The sequence below is a fragment of the Agaribacter marinus genome (assembly GCF_030160655.1).
GTDB classification, from domain to species: domain Bacteria; phylum Pseudomonadota; class Gammaproteobacteria; order Enterobacterales; family Alteromonadaceae; genus Glaciecola; species Glaciecola marina.
The window spans coordinates 108,563-130,192 of sequence record NZ_BSOT01000007.1 but is presented as its reverse complement, the minus strand read 5'-3'; the positions used below and the strand labels follow the sequence as shown (position 1 = coordinate 130,192).

Annotated in this window: 17 protein-coding genes and 1 pseudogene; 11 read left to right on the top strand and 7 right to left on the bottom strand. The window is 40.9% G+C overall.

Features of this window, described 5'->3' with window-relative positions:
• Nucleotides 1–34 precede the first annotated feature (34 nt).
• Nucleotides 35–664, top strand: a complete 630-nt coding sequence (locus tag QQK00_RS15125) for a response regulator transcription factor (protein ID WP_284218450.1) — start codon at nucleotides 35–37, stop codon at nucleotides 662–664.
• Here the strand turns inward: QQK00_RS15125 and QQK00_RS15120 are convergent.
• Both QQK00_RS15120 and QQK00_RS15115 read right to left on the bottom strand, forming a co-directional pair.
• Nucleotides 661–2,430, bottom strand: coding sequence for an ATP-binding protein (locus tag QQK00_RS15120; protein WP_284218449.1), 1,770 nt, complete (start codon nucleotides 2,428–2,430; stop codon nucleotides 661–663). The two genes, QQK00_RS15125 and QQK00_RS15120, sit on opposite strands and share 4 nt — an antisense overlap.
• A 148-nt stretch (nucleotides 2,431–2,578) precedes the next feature.
• The gene (locus QQK00_RS15115) at nucleotides 2,579–3,355 is read right to left on the bottom strand and encodes a PEP-CTERM sorting domain-containing protein (protein ID WP_284218448.1); all 777 of its coding nucleotides are present in this window, start codon (nucleotides 3,353–3,355) and stop codon (nucleotides 2,579–2,581) included.
• A 248-nt stretch (nucleotides 3,356–3,603) separates the two neighbouring features.
• On the opposite strand from QQK00_RS15115, the gene QQK00_RS15110 reads away from it, so the two are divergent.
• From QQK00_RS15110 to QQK00_RS15095, 5 genes and pseudogenes are all read left to right on the top strand, one after another.
• Nucleotides 3,604–3,771: a hypothetical protein gene (locus QQK00_RS15110; protein ID WP_284218447.1), complete on the top strand. Its 168-nt coding sequence runs from the start codon at nucleotides 3,604–3,606 to the stop codon at nucleotides 3,769–3,771.
• Nucleotides 3,772–3,777: 6 nt separating this feature from the next.
• Nucleotides 3,778–4,653, top strand: a complete 876-nt coding sequence (locus QQK00_RS15105) for an alpha/beta hydrolase family protein (RefSeq protein ID WP_284218446.1) — start codon at nucleotides 3,778–3,780, stop codon at nucleotides 4,651–4,653.
• 137 nt (nucleotides 4,654–4,790) lie between these two features.
• Nucleotides 4,791–4,934, top strand: a pseudogene (locus QQK00_RS20535) (hypothetical protein); the annotation flags it as partial.
• Nucleotides 4,935–5,142: 208 nt separating this feature from the next.
• Nucleotides 5,143–5,541 carry a type 2 periplasmic-binding domain-containing protein gene (locus QQK00_RS15100; protein ID WP_284218582.1) on the top strand — a complete coding sequence of 133 codons (399 nt, stop codon included), beginning with the start codon at nucleotides 5,143–5,145 and terminating at the stop codon, nucleotides 5,539–5,541.
• A gap of 13 nt (nucleotides 5,542–5,554) precedes the next feature.
• A complete protein-coding gene (locus QQK00_RS15095; RefSeq protein ID WP_284218445.1) occupies nucleotides 5,555–6,673 on the top strand; it encodes a topoisomerase IV in 1,119 nt (372 codons plus the stop codon).
• Between the two features lie 84 nt (nucleotides 6,674–6,757).
• Here the strand turns inward: QQK00_RS15095 and QQK00_RS15090 are convergent, their stop codons facing one another.
• Entirely contained in the window at nucleotides 6,758–8,158 is a 1,401-nt protein-coding gene (locus tag QQK00_RS15090) for an MFS transporter (protein ID WP_284218444.1), read from the bottom strand.
• A 254-nt stretch (nucleotides 8,159–8,412) separates the two neighbouring features.
• On the opposite strand from QQK00_RS15090, the gene QQK00_RS15085 reads away from it, so the two are divergent.
• Both QQK00_RS15085 and QQK00_RS15080 read left to right on the top strand, forming a co-directional pair.
• The gene (locus tag QQK00_RS15085; RefSeq protein ID WP_284218443.1) at nucleotides 8,413–12,099 is read left to right on the top strand and encodes a beta-galactosidase; all 3,687 of its coding nucleotides are present in this window, start codon (nucleotides 8,413–8,415) and stop codon (nucleotides 12,097–12,099) included.
• Between the two features lie 93 nt (nucleotides 12,100–12,192).
• Nucleotides 12,193–13,050 (top strand): hypothetical protein, encoded by an 858-nt coding sequence (locus QQK00_RS15080; protein WP_284218442.1) that lies wholly within the window; start codon nucleotides 12,193–12,195, stop codon nucleotides 13,048–13,050.
• A gap of 68 nt (nucleotides 13,051–13,118) precedes the next feature.
• On the opposite strand, the gene QQK00_RS15075 is transcribed toward QQK00_RS15080, so the two are convergent.
• Nucleotides 13,119–14,174 carry an AraC family transcriptional regulator gene (locus QQK00_RS15075; protein ID WP_284218441.1) on the bottom strand — a complete coding sequence of 352 codons (1,056 nt, stop codon included), beginning with the start codon at nucleotides 14,172–14,174 and terminating at the stop codon, nucleotides 13,119–13,121.
• A gap of 131 nt (nucleotides 14,175–14,305) precedes the next feature.
• On the opposite strand from QQK00_RS15075, the gene QQK00_RS15070 reads away from it, so the two are divergent.
• On the top strand, nucleotides 14,306–15,808 hold the full coding sequence (locus tag QQK00_RS15070) for an amidohydrolase family protein (RefSeq protein ID WP_284218440.1): 1,503 nt from the start codon (nucleotides 14,306–14,308) through the stop codon (nucleotides 15,806–15,808).
• Nucleotides 15,809–15,923: 115 nt separating this feature from the next.
• Here the strand turns inward: QQK00_RS15070 and QQK00_RS15065 are convergent, their stop codons facing one another.
• Both QQK00_RS15065 and QQK00_RS15060 read right to left on the bottom strand, forming a co-directional pair.
• The gene (locus QQK00_RS15065; protein ID WP_284218439.1) at nucleotides 15,924–16,565 is read right to left on the bottom strand and encodes a response regulator transcription factor; all 642 of its coding nucleotides are present in this window, start codon (nucleotides 16,563–16,565) and stop codon (nucleotides 15,924–15,926) included.
• A 23-nt stretch (nucleotides 16,566–16,588) separates the two neighbouring features.
• Nucleotides 16,589–17,845: a sensor histidine kinase gene (locus QQK00_RS15060; RefSeq protein WP_284218438.1), complete on the bottom strand. Its 1,257-nt coding sequence runs from the start codon at nucleotides 17,843–17,845 to the stop codon at nucleotides 16,589–16,591.
• A 75-nt stretch (nucleotides 17,846–17,920) separates the two neighbouring features.
• Here QQK00_RS15060 and QQK00_RS15055 point away from each other — a divergent pair, with 75 nt between their 5' ends.
• Together QQK00_RS15055 and QQK00_RS15050 are read left to right on the top strand one after the other, a co-directional pair.
• Complete coding sequence (locus QQK00_RS15055; protein WP_284218437.1) at nucleotides 17,921–18,946, top strand: T9SS type B sorting domain-containing protein; 1,026 nt, start codon at nucleotides 17,921–17,923, stop codon at nucleotides 18,944–18,946.
• Nucleotides 18,947–19,198: 252 nt separating this feature from the next.
• Nucleotides 19,199–19,978 carry a restriction endonuclease gene (locus QQK00_RS15050; protein ID WP_284218436.1) on the top strand — a complete coding sequence of 260 codons (780 nt, stop codon included), beginning with the start codon at nucleotides 19,199–19,201 and terminating at the stop codon, nucleotides 19,976–19,978.
• 168 nt (nucleotides 19,979–20,146) lie between these two features.
• On the opposite strand, the gene QQK00_RS15045 is transcribed toward QQK00_RS15050, so the two are convergent.
• The gene (locus QQK00_RS15045) at nucleotides 20,147–21,508 is read right to left on the bottom strand and encodes a hypothetical protein (protein WP_284218435.1); all 1,362 of its coding nucleotides are present in this window, start codon (nucleotides 21,506–21,508) and stop codon (nucleotides 20,147–20,149) included.
• Between the last annotated feature and the right edge of the window lie 122 nt (nucleotides 21,509–21,630).

Here is a 21,630-nt window from a genome sequence, read left to right as displayed (position 1 = left end):
CAACAGTACTAAGCCGAGACTAAATAGTAGTGAAATGAAAGTATTAGTCATTGATGATCATGCCTTATTTCGAGATGGGTTACATTACGCACTCAAAGCAATTGATAGTAGTATTGTTCTACTTCAAGCAGATTCGCTGTCTCAGGCAAAAATTACGGTAGAAAAACACCCAGATTTAGTAATGCTGTTAATAGATCTAGAAATGCCTGTCAATGACGGGTTTGAGACACTAGATATTTTCACAACGCTATACCCTACCTTACCTTGCGTTATCTTATCCGCCTCGACCAAACGCAATGACGTTAATAAAGCGATTGATGCGGGTGCCCTGGGTTTTATATCAAAGAATTCTCCTGCCGCCGCATTGCACAATGCCATGAGTCTGATTTTGGCAGGTGAAATTTACGTACCCCATTCGATTATGTATACCGAACGCAGAATAAGCCGCGAAAAACGTATAGATTTGACGCCGCGACAACGCCAAGTAATGTCCTTAGTTATTGAAGGCTGCCCGAATAAAATTATTGCTGCCAAATTGGACTTAGCCGAACCCACAGTTAAGATGCATTTATCTGCTATATTTGAAAAACTGAACGTACATAATCGCAGCGCTGCGATTGCAAAAATTCGGGAAAAACACATTTCTTTAGTAGACACAGGTTAGACCGTGTTGTTCTTAAATGTATGAATTTTATTGTGAAGAAAACTTCGTAGCTTCGCTGGTTGAATAGGCTTATGAAGCATGTCCAATCCATGCTCCTTCACTTCCTGAAGTCGCTCTATGGCAATATCACCAGACACAATGAGTGCAGGCACCGATGCACCGTATCGTTTCCGGAGTCGACAAATCGCCTCAATTCCCGATTTGTTGTCTCGTAGACGCAGATCAGCAATAATACAATCAGGTACAATGGACTGCCCCTCAAGCAATCGCTCTGCTTTAGTCAGATCTGCAGCGGATATCACATTATATCCCCAGCCTATCAGTAACGCAGACATTGCACTTAAGATGGCAACTTCGTCGTCAATCACTACAACGTTTGCTTGATTCGATAAAAAGTTGTGCACGTGGACTTCATTATTTGAAGGCGCGGCCATATCGCTCCCTTTATCCACTACTACGGAAAAACAACTGCCTTTTCCTTCTTTAGAGCAAAAAGATAAAGCTGCTCCCATCAATGTCGTCACTCTTTTAACGATGGACAAACCTAAACCAAGTCCTTTTTTTCTGTCTCTTTCAGGGTTATGTAGCTGCACAAACTCTTCAAAAATGTATTGCTGATGTTCAATAGGAATACCAATCCCCGTATCTTCAACATCAATTTTTATCTTTGAATCTAGCGCGCTAACAGAGACTTTTACCGAACCTACAGCGGTATAACGTAAGGCATTTGAAAGAAGGTTCTGAAGCACTAGTAATAATAAAGTAGCGTCTGTGTTCACGACATGGTTATCACCATCAAAGTACAAATCGATTTGTTTTGCTTCCGCACTTAGTGAAAAATCATTTTCGAGTTTACTCAATACATCTTGAACATAAAAATCTGATTTCTCACACTCTAAGGTACCCGCATCCAACCTTGATATATCCAGCAGTGCATTGAACAAGCCTTGCAGAGTACCCACAGAGTCACCTATTTGTGAGGCAAGTACTTTAGCTTTACTTTTGTCATCAATTGCGTCTTTCAGTGCTGAACTAAACAACGTTATGGCTTGCAATGGCTGCCTCAAATCATGAGAGGCAGCTGCGAGAAATTTAGATTTAGAAAGGTTTGCTTGCTCCGCTGTATCCTTCTGTTCTTTTAATTTAGCAATTAAATCAAGGTTATCAAATCGTAACCGTAAGGACTCCAATATTGCCAAATTACCTTTTTTTGCAGCACCTACTTGCGTAATCATCACCAGAGTAACTATAAACGCGTTTACATGATAAGGGCTCGGATACTGTATCGCTACGACCCAAACAATACTGAAAAAATAGGGCAAGGCGAAAGCAAAAAAAGCACTAATAAACACCGCATGTGAGGTCGCGGATGCTGAAATCATGACCATGAACATCGCAAACCATGCCGCTTGCTGAGCGGTGCTCAAAAGAGGGAAAAAAATGAGCGTTGCCGCGGCCCAACAACCTCCCCAAACCATCATAATAAGGCAAAATAGTCGACTATGGCCTATTCTAATCCTTTCGTCAGGCAAACGGTTAAACCACGCTACAAACCCGTATCGTAAACTCAATACTGTGAGGGTTATTCCAACCCATATAAGCAGCGGTTGATTGCTACCTTTGTCAGCGCTAAGGAAAACTACGAAAATAATCGCTAGCAATGCTGCAAAAAATATCTCATAGTGAGGGCGACAACATTCTTTTATTTGCGCTTTGAAGATTGCATCATTTATAGTCAATTTATGGTGTTTATTTGTGAAATTCATACCTGTCCTTTGTGACCCAAATAAAAGGGTCTACCAGGATAATTATGCACATCAAAACCGGAGTGTCAGTAAAATTAACCTTTCCTATCAATGATGTTAAAAGTCAATACCGCCAAAAATTCATGGCCTTTTCATCGCCTTAAGTAAGTTATCTTAACTTTACTGCGTGATAAAATATGCTGACTTTTTTGCGGACATTGCGAAAGAGAACCAACAATCCAACTAACATCAAAATCAATACAGATGGCTCAGGTACTGAACCTGTCGGTGTTGTAGGTGTGACGGGAGGCGTGATTCTAAATTCTTCTGAAAACGACGTTGCCCATTCTGTAAGGGTAACAGCTGAATCATTTGAGGTATCTACATTCGCATCAATCAATGTATTCAGATCAATATTGGAAATATCTAAAGACACATCGTTTCGTAATGACACAGCCAAATATGCATCCTCTTGAGATTGATAGCGATATGGCACAATAATGTCGCAAAAAGAACTAAATGGATTTATTCCAACACCACAACCATTGACATTTTGCGGAAAAAAGTTGAAAAACTTAAAGATAGAAGAAGAGCCTCTCAACACCTGTTCACCTATTGCTTCTGCGAATGACAAAGCTAAAAAAACGGCTGGCGTATCAATATCAGCGCCGTTGTTATATATATTCCCGACGGTTCCATCGACAAATCTGACATCCCAGAGTTGGCCCGATATTTCGACGTTATAAGCACCCAACAGGCGTTGCTCGAGTCCTGTCCCATCAACCTCTAGTACGACCCGGTCGGTAGAAGACAAATCAGTAATTTCTATGCCAACGCTTGCGTCGATTAAAATGGCACTAGCAGATTGTGCAAACAAAAATACAGTTAAAAATAACAGAGCATTTAACAAGCGCGTTCGTTGTTTTTTTAATGGAGTGAGGTACATACAAGATCCTTTACTATTAATTCACAAGGACACAAATATACTGCTAGGCGCTTTTTGAACAAGCCGAGAATAAGTATGTAGTTATACATACTAAAGGATGTATTAAGCAATAAATCTCGATTTGTTTAGCTTCTGTAAATTTTCCGATTTGACATAACACGCAGAAAAATGAAAGCCGATGATTTCTAAACCGCCGAATTCGCTTTTTTCAATTAGTTCCTGTACTTTAGAATTTTAGGGAATCAGTTATGCAAGGACGTATATTGTTAAAATATATAAGTAGTATCTTTTTAACAGGGGTATTGATATTTTCTGCCGTATTTGTCGTCAAGGCGAATGACGATATTCTCAAACACCGTGACGTGAGCCAGATAAAAAATTGTTATAGCGGTGTTTTCGAAGAATATGACACCTAGTTAAGCATGATAGAACGCGGTAGTAAACGCAAGGCAAAAACACCGGCTCAGCTGGAACAACGGCTTAATACCTTTAAGCGCATGTTCGAAAAAGACGATTTTTACACATACAAGGCGTCGCTTGAATGTATTGTGTTTAAATATAAGGTTGATGACCTCCTTGTCGACGGCTATTTAATAAAACCTAAAGGTCAAAATGATTTGCCGTTGCTTATATATAATCGAGGTGGGAATGGCCGCTATGGCGCCGTTATATTCGCCAGTCTCATGTCGAATTTGTTTCCTCTTGCAGAAAAAGGCTTTGCTATTATTGGGAGCCAATATCGTGGCTCACTTGGTAAGGAAGTCGTCAAAGGAAAGTATGACGAATTTGGCGGCAAAGACATTGATGATGTGGTTAAACTTTTAGACTATATTCCCCATATCCAAGGTGTTGATGGCTCACGTGTCGGCATGTACGGTAGCAGTCGAGGCGGCATGCAAACGCTTATTGCCTCACGAAGAATGCCGTCAATAAAAGCGCTTGCAGTGCAATCTGGCGCGTCCGATTTACTCAGAGAATTGGAAAATAGACCAGAAATGGAAAACGTGTACAAAATAAGAATTCCAAATTACTCAGATAATAAGCATATGGCTCTCGCGGAGCGCTCAGCGATCAATTGGGCAGACACCCTAAAAAAGAATATGCCAATCCTGATAATACATGGCGATCAAGACACAAAAGTATCGGTAGACAACGCCTATTGGCTAGTAGAGAAATTGGAAGAATTTAAGCATCCATATAAGCTCTCAATTTATGGCGGCGAAAAACATTCATTTAATGCTAATGCAAAAACCATGGCGCTATCTGAATTGGCGACGTGGTTTCACTTGCATTTGTGATTTCATTCCTACTAAAGGTGCTTGTTTGCGCCTTTTCCAGTCTTTTCCCAATCAAATCGTTAATATCGTAAGTACAAAACAAATATTGCCCTAGAAGATTCTACATTCCTCTATAAAATCCATACAAGGGCTTACTTGATGCTGGCTACGAATACATTATTGTAGATGATGGCTGGCGTAGTGAGTCATTGAATAGAGATGGTTCGCTCGCCATGCATGAAAAACGCTTTCCTTTCGGGGATAAAAGCACTGGCCTATTATGCACTTTCCAAAGAGTTTAAATTTGGATTACACACCGTCCAGCCTGAAAATACCTTCCCACCATACTTAAGTAAATGAAAAAGCAGCCGAAATAAACCTAAGGTTGTTCTGTAATTTATCAGAAGGGATCATCCAACCATAGCCGGCATCACGGAGAGACGCCCGAACACTAACACACCATCCTGCCACGAGGGTTATATGAGTATAAACATATACAAAAAAATAGGAATGATGACTTTCTTTTACCTTGCAGTAATGCTTTCAGCATCCGCTGAAGTCGTATTGGTCACTCATTCATCTAATGACGCTACACTTGATAAAAAATCGGTTCAACGAATTTTTTTAGGAAAAGCTAAAAAGTTTTCAAACGGAAAAGAAGCTATTCCAATTAACCAAGTCGAAGGCGCAGCTGCTCGCAATGCTTTTGACTCAGGTATATTGGGTCGAAGCTCAAGTCAAATTTCAGCTTACTGGTCAAAGCTGGTTTTCACAGGAAAAGGTATACCGCCCAAAGAAGTTGAAAGTGATGCCGACGTTATCAACTTAATATCCGATAATCCAAGTTGTATCGGCTACATAGACAGCAGCGCAGTGACTGATGCTGTTCGTGTTATTTCACTTAATTAACGAGGATACAATTATGAAAAAAATTATTCCATTTGTTGCCTTGTGCGCATGTATATATTCTACTGCTCATGCTGAAATTCGTATAAACGGTTTTGCTAATTTAGTTGGTGGTATAACGAAATCGGATGAGACCTTGTATGCTTATGATGACAATATAAGCTTTTCTGAAGAAAGTTTATTTGCCGTACAGATTATTGGCGACATCAACGAAAAAATGACAGCAACCGGGCAAATTTTAGCGCGCGGCTCAGATGACTACAACGCCAAACTAGAATGGGCATACATTACCTATAACTATTCCGATAACCTGAATATCAGTGCAGGTAGATTTAGACAACCCTTATTCCGCTATTCATCCTCTCAAGATATCGGTTACTCATATCATTGGGTCAGTGCCCCTCAAAGTGTTTATGATGTACCTTTTAACAGTATTGAAGGAGTTCGATTAGACTATAATAATTATGTTGGCGATTGGGAATACGCACTACAACTCGCCGTTGGTAACTACAGTGTATCTAACGACTTACTTGAACTGGACGGCAGGAACAATGTTACTGCGAGTATCGAAGCGACCTATGACTACTTAAAACTTCGTTTAGTATATGGACAAGCGGATACTACTTTAAACCTGCGGCCTGTTGCCCCCTTGCTAGCACAACTTGAACAAACGCTACCTGCGGATTTGTTTAACAACTTAAAGCAAGAAGAGGATCTCGGCAAGTTTATTGGCGTAGGTGTTGAAATAGATAAATTTGATTGGTTTGTTAGCGGCGAATTTACCAGTGTGAATACTGAAGACTCATTTCTTACTGAGGATATCGCATACTACGTCACCGCAGGCTTACGCTTTGGCAAGTATACCCCGTCAATTACATATGAAAGAGTAAAAGATGAGGACGACCTTAAGTTCGCAAATCAACTTGTTGGCTTACCACCAGCACTCGTCGGTGCTGTTGCAGGCCTACAGAATGCTTTTATAAGTGACGATAGTACGATAACTCTGGGCGTAAGGTTCGACCACAGCACGAATGTGGCGCTCAAAGCTGATTTAACAAAGTATACTGACGACAGAGATGCATCCGGTAACAGCGATGCGACCTTACTTCGTTTTGCTATCAATTATGTATTTTAAGCCTAAGTCAGCCGTCTAAAAGACCACCCTACTAAGCGCACATTGATAAAACATTTAATGTGCGCTTAGCATCACAACTTCTCATTAATCTGCTGTCTCACTCGGATGATTCGTTTTTATTTCTGCCTTTATTTGATTAAAGCGTTGCTCTGTTAAATCATACTGAGATATTAGTTTGTAGCCAAGTAGCGCCGGAAAAGCTGTGCCAAACACTAATATAAATCGCATCGCATTTAGACTTGTATCTGTTTGGTTACCTCCCTTAAGGGCTTCAAAGCCGATAAGGTTGAGCATGAGCCCAGACAATATTACTGCGATAGCACCAGAAATCGCGATAAACCAATTCTGTAAGGACACAAATATGCCTTCTCTTCGTATATCATACGCATGCTCATCGACATCAATTTGGTCAGCAACCATAGATGTCACCAAAATCCCCATAGCCGCCCAAATACCACAGCAAATTACCGCATCTATAACTAAAAGCCACTCATTGCCTGGCTGATAAATGACCCATTTTAGCAATCCACCGACAAAGGTAAGTATAAACATAAACTTAATCGCATTAATTTTGCCAAACGTTGAAGAAAGTTTGGTTATCAAAGGAATAGACGCAATACCTGCAATTGCATACGCCGTCGATAACAGCCCTTTCCAAGTAGCACCTTCTGCAACGTTCCCCTCATGCATATAATAAACGAGAACATAATAATCCATGCTTGCAGCCAAACCACCGAAGCCCATTTGAAAGAAAATTATTAACAATAAGATGCGCAAGTTTTTATTTTGAAGAATTGTCTTTAAACTCTCAATTAAGGAATGCTTTTGTTCCAATTTGCTTGGCTCGTATGTTCTCTCTCGCAAAAATATAGCGGGGATCATTCCGAATAAGCCTAAACAAATGAGCGCAACGCCCCATCCAACGTACTGCATACCAACGACAACACCGCCAAATATACTTAATTGAGCAATAGGAAATACCCAATGATAGATAATTGAACCAAACTTTAAAAAGTATGTGACAAATCCCATGATTCGGGTTCGTTCGTGGTAATCACTTGACGCTTCATACGCTAAACACTTCATAGGAATGGTCCAGCACGTATTACATAAATAAAATGCAAGTGCCATGATTGCGAAATACACCAACTGTTCTTCTCGAGACCAAGCTTGTGGCACCATCCAAATCAAACCAAATATTAGGCACGATAACCAAGGAAACACGAATAAAAATGGTCTTCTACGACCAAAACTGGAACGAAAGCCATCAGACCATTGACCAATGAATGGCGCAAGAAAACTAGCTATAAATACAGGGGCTTTCATGGCAAGCGCAAGCAAAAATGGGTCAACACCCAAGGTCATTTGATAATACGGAGTGGCAAGAATGCCTAAGCCTTGTGCGCTAAAAAATATCGCTAAAAAACCAATGCCTAGAACAAATTTATGTTTGGTGCGCACAAAACCTACTGATTTGATTAACAAACTGCATCCCTATTAATACGCTTAATCCTTTTACTTATCAATCTTGAACGACATGCTTCTTACACCACAGGATAATAACGTTTACATTTATTCGCAAGTTTTCCATCTAGCATCAAAAATCATACGAAGCGCCCCTACTTCAATTTACTTAGTAATCAATAGTTTGTTTATTATATGTAAATTTTAATTGAATAATATGTATTTATATTTATAGTTATTAAAATGTAAACGTATACATTCATGTTGGAGAAAAAATGCAAAAGTTACACAGGGGTAACAAAGTACCGACACGTCTTTCTGTAATCGCTGCTTGTATTTTAGGTACGGTGAGTCAGGCAAGTTATGCAGTGGATGCAGTTGGTTTACTTGGAAAGGAAATTAAAATCGAAACGCGCAGCGACAGAGGCCAATACCTTTGGTTTGAAGATGGTGCAACGGAATTGCGTTGGAATGGCTCAGGAGATACAACAAGTGATTTTAAAGTAGTTGCAGGTGCGCAGCCTGACACAATCGCCATGCTGCACATAGACACCGGGAAATATTTGAGTTGTGTTTGCAGCGGCTCCGGTCAACTAATTGCCAATGCTGACACTATAGGAGATTTTGAGTCTTATACAGTAGTTGACCGAGGTGATGACAACTTTGCGCTAGTGGCTGCAAACGACAAAGCTGTATATTCAGCCTTTGGCAGCTCCGCTAAATTTACTAGAGCATTTACATGGTCAAATGATCCTACCTCGTGGGAAGCCCAATACACCTATGAGCCTGCTAATAGGCCAGTACCGGATACTAGTGCTATTAAAGGAGAAATCCTTGGACAAACTATCCGATTAAAAACAGTAAGTGATCGGGGCGCGTACCTATGGATTGAAGACGGGTTTTCTGACAGCCGCTGGGATGGCGAGGAAAACCGTTCAAGTATTTTTGAGGTTGTTGAAGCTGGCACGCCTGACTTAATAGCTTTGCGTCATTTGCCAACGGGCAAATACCTCCGCTGTTACTGTACACCTGATGCACCAAGTCAAAGTGGCGCGCTAGTACTAGGCTCAGATCACATCGAAGATGGAAATAAATTTCTTATTTCAGATCATGGTGATGTTCAACTTTCTTTAACCGCGCCAAACGGAAAAGCTGTATTCGCAGCACTAGGAAACGGTGGAAAAATAGTAAGAGCATTCTCGTGGGCAGGTGATATCAATCACAAACAAGCGCAATATACTTATGAAATAGTAGATTTAACACGCGAAGACAAAATATTCGACGCTTCCGCCCCATCTTCAATCGACATAAACACAGAGTCATCCATCTTTGTCAGCTTTGATGTGACAGAAGAAAGAGCCATTCATTTTGTACTAGCTGATACTTCAAATAATGTCGTGTTCAGTGCATCTGAACAAGTTGATGACCAAGCAAGTAAAGACTTTAAAATTGTATTACCAGAGTTGTATTCAGGTAACTACGAGTGGCAAATATTTATGTCAGCTGTCGATGACAACACACCAATCAGTGAGGTATTTACCCAAAGTGTGATGGTAAACGGCGTTGAATTTGGCGATCTTGATGGTGATGGAGACATCGATAAAAAAGACACAAAAGCGTTTAATACGCTTCTAAAATCTGGTGAACCACTCGGTGCCGAATATGATTTTAATGGTGACGGTAAGGTAGATAAAAATGACTATAAAGCGCTAAGAGCGCTTTGTACGTATGACAAATGTAAAGTCTCACTCACCTTGAGCGAAGAGCTCGTGAAAGCGAGAGAAACGCTCTCTACCTTGATTGCTTTGATGGAAGATGACGGTATCGACGTCGAAAAAGAAAAAATGACATTGTACACCGCCGATATATTTCTAAAATGGGCAGACTGGGATGCTCAACATCCTGATATTTTACAGTCTCACTATTCAGAAAGTGGTCAAATAGATATTGAAGAAGCTGCCGAACTTGCTGCTTGGTTGCCAAATTTCGAACGCGAAGGCGCAAGAGATATCATGCAAGAAGCGATTGACCGGTTGAAAAAAATGCGAAGAGAAAGTTTAGTTCGCCGACCTGGAATACTTGTCGATTATAGCCGTGTAGATGTTTCCAATCAAAACCTGACGCAAGATGGCAAACCCGTCTTTTTAGCTGATTATACATGGAAACCTCTCGACCCAGAATTTACTCGCTACTATGGAGCGATGGACGGTCACTATATTGCACCTAACTTTATTCAAGAGGACGGTAGTCCTCGAGCATATGTTTATCAGCAAGCTCAAGAGCAACAAGAAACGACTATTGGCGCAGCTTTTCTTAGTCAAAATGCGATCCCCAATTGGATAAAAGAAAATTACCCAGAAATAGAAGATGGAATACGTATCTATGGTAAATACGATATTGATCATCCTGCCTCTAGGCAGCTGCTAAGGGACTTATTTAGACACTTTTCACCGCTCCTGAAGGGGAAGAAATTTAGTGAATTGGGGTACATGCTTTTTAATGAGCCTAGTTACTTTACAGAGGTAGGTACTTGGAACACTGGAATTGTTTCACAGTATACCTTGGACAACTATGAAACGTGGTTAAGTGAAAAACACGGCGATATAAGTACCTTAAATAATTTGTGGGGGTCAACATACGTTAGTTTTGATGATGTAAATGAAACCATTCCCATGCCTCGGGCCTTGCAGGGAACACCACGTTGGATGGATTGGATGACATTTAACAACCACCGGGTTACTGACTTTTTTGCATTCATGAATAATGAAATTAGAAAATATGATCCAGATGCAAACTCCCACGCAAAGCTTATGCCTTGGTTATTTTCTGACGCTGCCAGAGACCATGGAGTGGACTTTGAAGCCATTACTAATTTGAATACGATCACTAGTTTTGATGCAGGTATGCAGGATGGCTTGGACTTCGGCTATAAGTCATGGGTTGATAAATATTCATTTGATTGGCAAACGTCGCTGCTGACCTTTGATTTTTTGAGATCAGTTAAACCAGACAATGTTATGTATGATTCCGAGAATCACTTCATATTGAAAAGCAACTATAAGAATCCACAATTAAACCCTGACTATGTGAGAGCGGCTTATTGGAGTGGCTTTACTAGTGGTATAGACGCGACAAAAACGTGGGTCTGGAGCAGAAACCCTGACGGTAGCCTATTTACAAACCGTGGCATTAATTCGGATTTTGTCATCTCGATTACCCAAAACCCGAAAGTACTGCATGAAATCACTGAAACTGTGATGGATTTGAACAGTTATGCTGAAGAAATAACCGCTATACAACATAACCGTCAACCCATTCGTATGTTCTACTCAAGCGTTGCAGGCATAAACAGCAGAGACTATATGCCAGCACAACGCGCGATGCACGAATCACTATATTTTGAAGGCGAAGCCATAGGCTTTGTCACAGAGAATATTTTGGCCACGCAAGATGTAAATTGGGATGTGGTGGTGGTGCATAAAACACCGATGGCAACTTTGACGGAGTTTAATCAATTGCAAGCGTACTTGGATCAAGGGGGCACTGTGGTCATTGACGATGAAAGCTTCCAGACGGACGAATATGGTCAGGCATTCCCTGCTAGTTTGTATGCGTCGTCTGGGCAGCTAATTACAGCTAATACGGCGACAGATGCAACACATCAAGCAATGACTGTCTTGACAGACAAAAACACTGTCTCGCCAGTGCGCGTTCAAGAGTATGCAAATGACGCCTTACGCACAACGGGTGAGAAAAAGCTGATGATCAAACAAGTGAGTATGGCCGATGGAAAAATTGTGATGTCTATCGTGAATACTGGTTTGGATGATGTAGACATGAGTTTGGAGAGTAGAGCTGACGGTACAAGGCTCGAGTTTACGTCAATGCTGGAATATAACCAAAAGGCATATATGACTACCTTGAAACCCTTCGATGTAAAACTTATTGAAGTTTTACCATAGGCAACGTTGTGCTCGGTCAATGGTATTGACCGAGCATATTTGTTTTTCAACATGTATTTGTTGGAAACAAGACAGTAGTAAAGAGGAATAATAATGAAATTTAATAAAGTGACTAAAGCAAGCCTAAGCGGCCTTATATTAATGTTTGGTGCATCTAGTTACGCCGCCCCCGTCATGTGGGAAACCGATTTTGGCACTGAACTCGCTGACTTAACTGGCGAAGATGATGCATTTTCAACCGTGTCTTTGAGCTTTATGTTTCCGTATGCTGGCGAAAGTTATAACGAATTTGCTGTCGGCACTAACGGGGGAATTCAAGCAACGGACAACCTAGGTTTAGCCGGCAATGACGACGACATAGACTATGACTTGTGGGCAGATTTAGATGAATTTTTAGGTGATGGTACTCCCCTATTTTCGGCGTTTGGTACCGATTTGTCATTAGAAGACAATGGCACCATTCATTTTAATGATTTTGGTGATAGAGCCGTTTTTACATGGAATGAAGTAGGTAGCGCGTTAGAGTTAGATCATTTGGCTAGCTTTCAAATTCAGTTATTTGAGATGGGGCAAATCCTTTTTAGTTATAACGGTATTTTTGACGACGCAGGTGAAAGTCCCTTTGACTCTCTTGATGAAGGTATCGTGACAGGCATAAGCGCGGGCGATTATGGTCCACTGGCGCTTCACGATTTAAGTAGTGATAGTAGTAATACAGCAAATACAGTATTTGAACAATGGTGTTATGACACAGAAGACAGCTGTGAGCAGTTTACTGGTTTAGATAACAGTGCTTTTGACTTAGATCAAATGTCGATCTTATTCACGCCAAATGGCAATGGGTTTGATGTATCTACAGTAAACCAAGTCTCAGCACCTAGTAGCGTACTGTTTTCTTCAATTGCCTTGCTGGGTTTAGCCTTTGCTGGCAGAAAAAAATTGATTGGGTAACGCTATTTACAAGTAAAATATGGCCGCTTTTGCGGCCTTTTTTTATCGCAGTGGTTTACTACATGACTTCAATCCACCAACAATGCCAACCTATATTTCGATGGAGGCATCCCCGAAACTCGCTGAAATTCTTTGTTAAAATTAGATTTACTATTAAAGCCTGCCGCATACATTACATCTATCATGGTCATTTCAGGGTCAGCTTGTATTAGGCGTTGCGCCTCTTTCACTCTCTTGTCATTCAAATATTGAGAAAAGCTCCTGCCGTAACATTGATTAATAGCATTAGATAACTGTCTTGCCGGTATTTGCAGTTTTCTGGCAGCTTCGGATAGCGTAATGCCAAACTCTTTTTTGTATAACTCTTCAGTAGTAACAAGTACTTCCCACCTGCCAAAATGCGCGTTGTTTTCGGCCGATGCCACGTCATTTTCAGAGAATGTTTGCACACTCAGTTCGTACATCCATTCAATCAAAGGGTTTCTCCTCAGTGTTGCAAACGCTACGATAGCGTTAATAACGAGAAATAAACTGGTACCTATAAATAAAGCCAAACTTTCGTTAAGTGCCTTTCCTGCATGTATTTCCGTAAGCACTGCAACCTCGGCAACGATATTCACAGCCATCATCAGCGCCAATATGCATAACCATTGATAAGGCCGTTTGGGCTCTGTGCTTAAGTGGCTAAATACCTTTACACCCTGCAGCATTGGAATGGTCATTAGTATCAAATAAAAAGCAAAGCTGCCGATGATGAGATAATCCGTAAGGTAGAGGAACCGACTTTGCGCTATAAAGGCAAAGAGTACCAACAGACATGGGAAAAAGTGCAAATAGTCTACCCATTTGAATTGAGGTATTGTCCGTTTAACCGTTAAAAAATAGAAATAAAAAACTGGCCCTAGCAGCATTGCTGTAGTCGGTCTAATAACAGATGTATAAGACAAATTAACATCATTCAGCAATCCAATGAGCAAGAAGCTCTGACAACTATACATCAGGTAATTCACTCCTAACATCCGAGCCGGTAAGCGAACTCTAGTGCTAACAGAAAAGAGGTGAAGCGCTAATACCAAGCAAATCATGACATTGGCCGCTTGGCTGTGTGAAAGTATTTGTTCCATAGATTCGTTCTACATCCATTACATAGCTTTTTTTCAGAATAAAAGCAGACCTCGATCGTGTTTTAGGTCGTCAATTATGGGCTATGAGCATAACAATCAATATCTAATATTCGCAAGCCAGAAGGTCTTTTATGCTCAACCAGACAGTATCCAAAAATCGCATTAGTCTATGGTGCCTATTTTTAGTCGCTGTTTTTTCATGGAAAGTCGCATTTGCCGAAGAGTTACTAATACGTAATGTGCACATTATTAGCGGCGACAAACCTAACGTCAGCAGTCCTAAAGATGTGTTTATTCGAGATGGTATTATTCTTAACATCGGCCATGACCTTCCCCCATCAAAAACGGTAATTGAGGGTAAAAATCAATATCTAATTCCTGGACTAATAGATACACATGTTCACTTACAAGGCATTCCTGGCGTTATAACTAAAGACGGTAAGCAGCCCAAATTTGTTGACGAGGCAATAGCGCAAATCCCGCGTAGTTATTTGTATTTTGGTTTCACGACGTTATTAGATTTAATATCCCATCGTTCGTTTATTGAGGATTGGAACAATCAATCTGTAGCGCCGCAAGCGTTTTTTTGCCACTCGATTATCATTCCCGATGGCTACCCAATACAAGGAAACAGTCACAAACATCAATTTTCTTCGCCGTTGGTCCATAGCCTCGTATTCAATCCTGAACAATCCGAACTTTACCCAAGCAATTTTCCAAAGGCTGAGCAAACACCAGAGAAAATGGTCAATCGAGCTAAAAATGAAGGCGCACGCTGTATCAAAGTCTTCTATGAAAAAGGCTTTGGTAGATGGAAAAACTTGCCGGTACCGCCGATTGCGTTGATACAGGAGATTATCCAGCATGCTCATAAGCAAGACTTAATCGTTTTACTACATGCTAACTCTCAAACGTCACATGAATTTGGTTTAGCATCAAAGGTTGATGGTATTGTTCACGGTATGTGGCATTGGGGAAACTTATCTACAGCTAACACCTTAACAAAGCGACAATTCGCCAAACGCTATGCAGAGACGAATATTTGGGTACAGCCGACTATTCAGGTGATTGCTGGAGAAAAAGAAATATTTAAGCCAACGTTCTTTCTGCATAAGGCGCTTGAACATGTGATGCCAAAATCTCTATTAGATTGGTATCAAAGTGATGAAGGCCAGTGGATGAAAAACGACTTAAGTCAGAATTTTGGTAACGATTTCGAGGATGCCGAAGATTTGTATCTCAAAGTAAAAGACGCGTATAGCACACCAATCAACAATCTTTTAAGCTTTACCAAAATGCTATCGCAAGAAGGTGCGACCTTACTTTTTGGTAGCGATACGCCAAGTGGACCTTTTTATACTCAATTTCCAGGCATAAATGGGCGTTGGGAAATGGACCGCTGGATGGACGCAGGGTTAAGCCCTAACGTACTTTTTACCTCAATGACAGTCCAAAATGCCAGAGCTATAGGGATGGAAGCTTCCATTGGTCAAGTCAGCGTGGGAATGAAAGCAAATTTGCTCTTGTTAAACGAAAATCCGCTAGTGGATGTTTCTGCATACGACACAATTAACAAGGTCATTCTAAATGGCGTAGTAATAGATAGGCATATGTTATCAGCTACAGAGTTGTAATGGTCGATATGCGCCCCAATCTGGTGGCGTACCCCTTTATAACTGCAGTGACACGATAAAGGAGCGAACTAAATCAAAGGTATCTAGTAGAAGGAGAAAGTTAAAGCGGGATTGATTAGTTTTTTGAAATAAGGCCTAGCTCAAGGCCTTTTAGTGCCGCTTGAGTTCTGTCTCGCACAGCAAGTTTATCTAATATAGCGGTAACTATATTTCTAATCCTACCAGATGATTTGTGCAATGCGTCAGCGATTTCATGATTTGAAAAACCAGCCGCAATAAGTCGTAAAACTTCCGTTTCACCTGCTGTAAGGGATTCTAATAGCTGAACCTGCTGTGAATAGCATTCACTGTTGCTTTTCAACTGGCAAGACACCGCAGGCTGGATCCAAGAGCCTTTTGCAGACAACGTGTAAATAGCGTCTGTTAACTCTTCCAACGAAACATCTTTGCGCAAATAGCCTTTGGCACCGAGACTAAGTGAATTGAGTACCAGTTTGTGCTCATCAAAGGTGGTTAACATCAGCGTAGGGGTGTCAATTCCCTCATATTGCATCGCCCTAAGCACCTCTAAACCATCCATTTTTGGCATTCTGATATCAAGTAACAGTACGTCGGGGTTATATTGGTGAAGTGTTTCTACAACCCGGGTGCTGTCATCAATTTTAGCTACAACATTAAATTCTGAATTTAATTCCAGCAGGCTACAAATACCTTCCATTACTAAGTTTTGGTCGTCAACTATTACAATATTTATCATTTATAGCACCTGTTGAAACTGAGTTAATGGATATGGTCGAGCGGTAGTGATAGTTTTACTTCAAAGCCGGACTGGTTAAAACCACACATAATTTCACCGTCGACTTCCTTTACCCTTTCTGCCATACCGGCCAATCCATTACCTGGATTGTTAGATGAATTTTTTGTATCGCCATTATCCTGCACCCTTAAAAAAGCGTTGCACCCATTATCATCAAGTTCAATAAGACAATGGTTAGCATTCGCGTGTCGTAATACGTTCGTAATGGATTCCTGAATACAGCGAAACAATGTCTCTGCCTGACGATTTGATAGTAACTGCTGATTGAGGTCCAACTTCAACTCAAATCTGACAGACGCGATATTGGGAACTAGTGCTTTAACAGCCTTATTTAAATCTATTCCATTGGAGTCGCGAAATTCATTCACGCTAGCCCTGACATCATCCAGCAAGGTACCGCTAAGCTTTTTTGCCGTATTAACCTTATCGAGCATAAGGTCCGGTGCAAGATGTGATGCTAACTCAAGTTGTAATTTAAGTGCGGTTAATTTGTGCCCCATAGAGTCATGCAAGTCCCTGGCGATACGCAACCGTTCGTCTCTTTTTACCGTAGATTCTAGTAAATGCTGCGTGGCCTGCAACTCCCTTAAGAGTTGGGATGCTTGCTCCATGGCTTGTTGTTCAGATTTTATTTTACTACTAGATACAAGCACTAGACTGTTAAGCACAATAAATAACAATTTAATTTCAATATAGAAGCTCATTTGTTTAAAAAACACATCATAGGTACCCGCCAGAATTGGCACCGCCACTGCTAATAGCCAGGCCTGCGATGGCTTCATATAATCTAGAAAAGTAGTGCTTAAAAGAACGAACAGTAATCCTATTAACAGGTAGTAAAAAATGCCTGCTAATGCCGCGAACGACACTATACAAACCAGAAAAGCAATACGCTGATAAAATGTTCTTTTCTCTACGAAGTTCTGGTATTGACAGTATTTAAGCGAGCATATGCCGGCAAGGAAAATAGTAAAAAGAATCACCGCCAAAGCTATAGACTCAAACGTAAAGTCCAATTGAACTTCCGGGTCGTCGGTAGTCCAGAAAACCAAACTTACTACGACTATTAGACCCCAGGCGGAACCTGTTATCAGATAGTCTTTAGTTAATGTTTTCATGGAGTTAGCTGTTTTATTGAGTTTGATGAACATCATTCCATAAATTCTCTGCAAATCCAATGGACAAATGTCACGAATTTTTTGGCGCTGAATTCGTGACATATGTCACTCTGGCCAAAAGTGAAAAGCCTTCAAAATAGCAACGACTAAAACGGAACATAACTGGAGCATTCACAAATGAATTACCGTATTGCCTACACTGTTGCTTTGTCTATAGGTATTAGTTGTTTAATCATCACTGGCGTTTTGATGTACAGCACGGAGTATGACTACTTTACATCCGGGTTACACTTATGGTCTTCAATTTTGGTTTTAGTGGCTGTCGCTGGGCATATCAAAAGCAACTGGGCGCCCTATAAAAACCACCTCAAAAAGAAAATCGGCAAGTTTGTTTTCATTTTTTTTACTGTCGGTCTTATTCCTGTTTCGTGGGGATTGGTTTCAGAAATGACGCCCTTTGTAACACTAGTTGCATTAGGTGAGAACTTGCGTGGTGCCAGTGAGGTTAGAGAAGGCGCATATAAGACGATTGATCTGGCTCCAGATCTTGATGATGACAACAAACTGTCACTGTTTATTAAAGCAGGCCGTGAATACGAGTCAGAACCACAACCACTCTATTGGGGGTTGACTTACACTTCCACACCACAAATTGCCGTATGGCTGGAAGATATGCAGGGTAACTACCTTCAAACCCTGTATGTAACAGGTAAAGTCGCCCAGTCAGGTTTTTATTCCGCGAAGGAAGACGAGGGACGAGTAAGACGACCGGAAACCCTTCCCTACTGGTCTCATAAAAGGGGAATTAAGGCCAGTGACGGATTATATGTACCAGAGGAGGATAGTACCGCGTTTGATGGTCGAACAGCAGCCACGCCAAAAAGCGATCACCTGCTACAACTGGCGGGAACAAATCTAGACGGCAAAAGACTAATGGTTGAAGTGAACCGATCTTACGATTTTAATGAATATTACAGCAAGGACAGGTTTCCAGATGACGCCATTTATAGCGGGTCAGGCTCTTCTGGTCAGCCCTCATTAATTTATAGTGCAAAGCTGCAAGCCAAAAACAAAAAACAATTTTTTCTTGAGCTCATAGGTCATGGTCATCACTCCGGCCAAAATGGTAAGTTATACGCGAATACCAACAATATCACGACAGCCAAAGAGATTGTTAGCTTCATGGTTGCATCGCTAAACTAGTGATTAGATAGATGTTTATACTTATAAAGATAGGTAGAATAAGATTTTGTATGCTGCTCTGTCAGATTTATTATTATTTTTGACAGAGTTTCTTACCAGAATAAAGGTAAGTTACAAAATAAATATTTACAGAAAACACTCTCGTGATTCTTCGGCTAAATATAGATCCACATAACAAGTGATGTTTTTAGATATTGTTAATGGCCGATGTTTGCATAAAATCAAAAGTATCCGTTGAACACTTGCGATATCATGAATCGAAACAATCCCTCACTATTCATAGCTTTATCATACTTGCCTTGGTGGCTCAGTGTTCTTGCAGGTATTTTTGTATACTTTAGCCTTACGTACATACTGCCGAGTATAGCGACCGACAACAATATGCTGAGAATGTTTATTGGCGCTGGCAAGCATGCAGCAACTTGGTTAAGTCTGTTATTCCTGTTACCGACCGTAACATCACTTTTCAGAAGCCGGAAACGCAAAAACTTAGTTGAACAACAAAAGAGCATTGCCACGCTCAGAGAAACATCATGGAACGATTTTGAGGTGCTTGTTGGAGAAGTATTTAGACGCAAAGGCTATTCGGTGCAGGAGAATATGTCAGCTGGTGCAGACGGCGGTATTGATTTACTGCTGTTAAAAGACGGCGAACATCACGTAGTACAGTGCAAGCAGTGGCGAAAATCTAACGTTGGGGTGGCGATCATAAGGGAGATGTTCGGCGTGCTGAAAGCATCGTCCGCAAAAAGCGTTTATGTCGTTAGTTCTGGTCACTTTACAAAAGACGCTATCGCTTTTGCTGCTGACTTACCGATTACCTTAATCAGTGGTGATGAGTTAGTCTCGTTAATTGCCGAAGTTCAAACATCAGGCGAATGCAAACCCGTTGCGCAAACTAAAGACATCAAAAAATGCCCTAAATGTGACTCTGATTTGGTTAAGCGTGTTGCTAAAAAAGGTCCTAATACAGGAAACGAATTTTTTGGATGCAGTAGCTTTCCAAAGTGTCGATATACCGCAGCTACATAATGTTTTGGAGCAGATCACCGCTTCAACGCTTTACTCAGTTGTACTAGCTCAGTCGCTATTTTGTCGAGCCCTACACATAAATCAATGATGCTTCTTGCAATGGTAGTATGTATAAAAATACGTCACAGAGTGAATTTTTAAAACAAATTGATCTGCACCAAACGAAGATTACAATTCAACAACCCCAATCCCTTTAAGATAAAACTGATTGCTATGCTCAGAAGCTGAGTCAACACCCACTGTTACCCAAAATCCGCCACTTTCATCAGTATCAACGCTTAGGCGCTTATTTGACTTGAGCAGTACTTCTACCCATTCGCTTTCATCATTACAGCTCATGTTGTTACCTAGATTACCCGCCGTATATCCTTCAGAACCGTCGCTTTCATTGTTACCTTTGTCAACGGTCAACACATAAATGAATTCATCGAATTCTTGAAATAAGTTGTTGCTTGGTTCAAATGGGCTGGCAATATGCTTCACGTATAGGGCATCAGCTACGCCAACATCAGCACTGCCACAAGCATCTGGGGTATTGGTGACAAAACTAGAGTGAATCTCAAGGTCTATCGTTTCGTTCGGTGTATAACCATTTACATAGCCGGTAACGCCCATGAACAAGTCACTCGACTTGTTGTTGCCAGAAAGATACCAAGCGTTTTCATTGTTCTGCGGAGCAGGCAAATTAACGTAGTCTGATACCAACTGAAAGGCTTGTTCGTTGTCAACAGCATCACCGCTCGGTGGGTAGTCAGAGAAAAACACGGAGAAATCACCATCATTCTCAGCAAAATCAAACTGTTGAGTGCCCCCGTTTACATCCAATCTTATGGAACGAATATAATAGTCAGTAAAACCTTCGAAGCCAGAGTCAGATCCAGCTAGCACCCAAAAGCCACCTTGTTCATCGCTTCGAACATCTATCGGCTGCGCCGTAGTTAAGGTCTTTTCGACATAACTTGAAGGCTGCTCACAGTCAATACCACTGGCTACGTTACCCACGTTCGTCGCGTTGACGCCTGAATTAACTTGGTTGCCTTTATCAATATTAGGTCTATACGTCCCTAGCTCAGTATCGTCTGAAACAGTATTAATAGGCTCTTGAGTACTGGCGCCTAATTTCACATAAACAGATTCGCCGGGCGCCCCACCAATCCCCACACAATCAGAATTCACATTTGTAACTATCGTCACCGATAGCACTGCATCATAATGCGTTTCTGGCGACCAGCCCTGAGAGTAACCTTTAATAGACATAAACAAATCGTCCGAACGATTCATACCCGCCAAGTACCAACCTGAACTACCATCAAACGGGGTAGGTAGTGGATCATGTCGCCCCTCGAGTTGATAAAACACTTCGTTATTCATCGCCTCACGATTGGCGTAGTATTCTGAAAAAATTGCTTTGAAATTTTGATTTGACTCAGAAAAATCAATCGTTAATGTATTTTCATCGGATGTATCATCTGAATTGCATCCACTCAAAAATGTTCCCAAAATACACAATGACAGTAGACCCTTACGCATAGTTTGCTCCGTAATATAAAAATCACAGTGTAAAACTTATAATGGGTAATAAATGTAAAGCTTTGTGTAGTTTACGATGAATTTGTAATCAACTCTTTTTTTGTAAACCTGCACAGACAAAT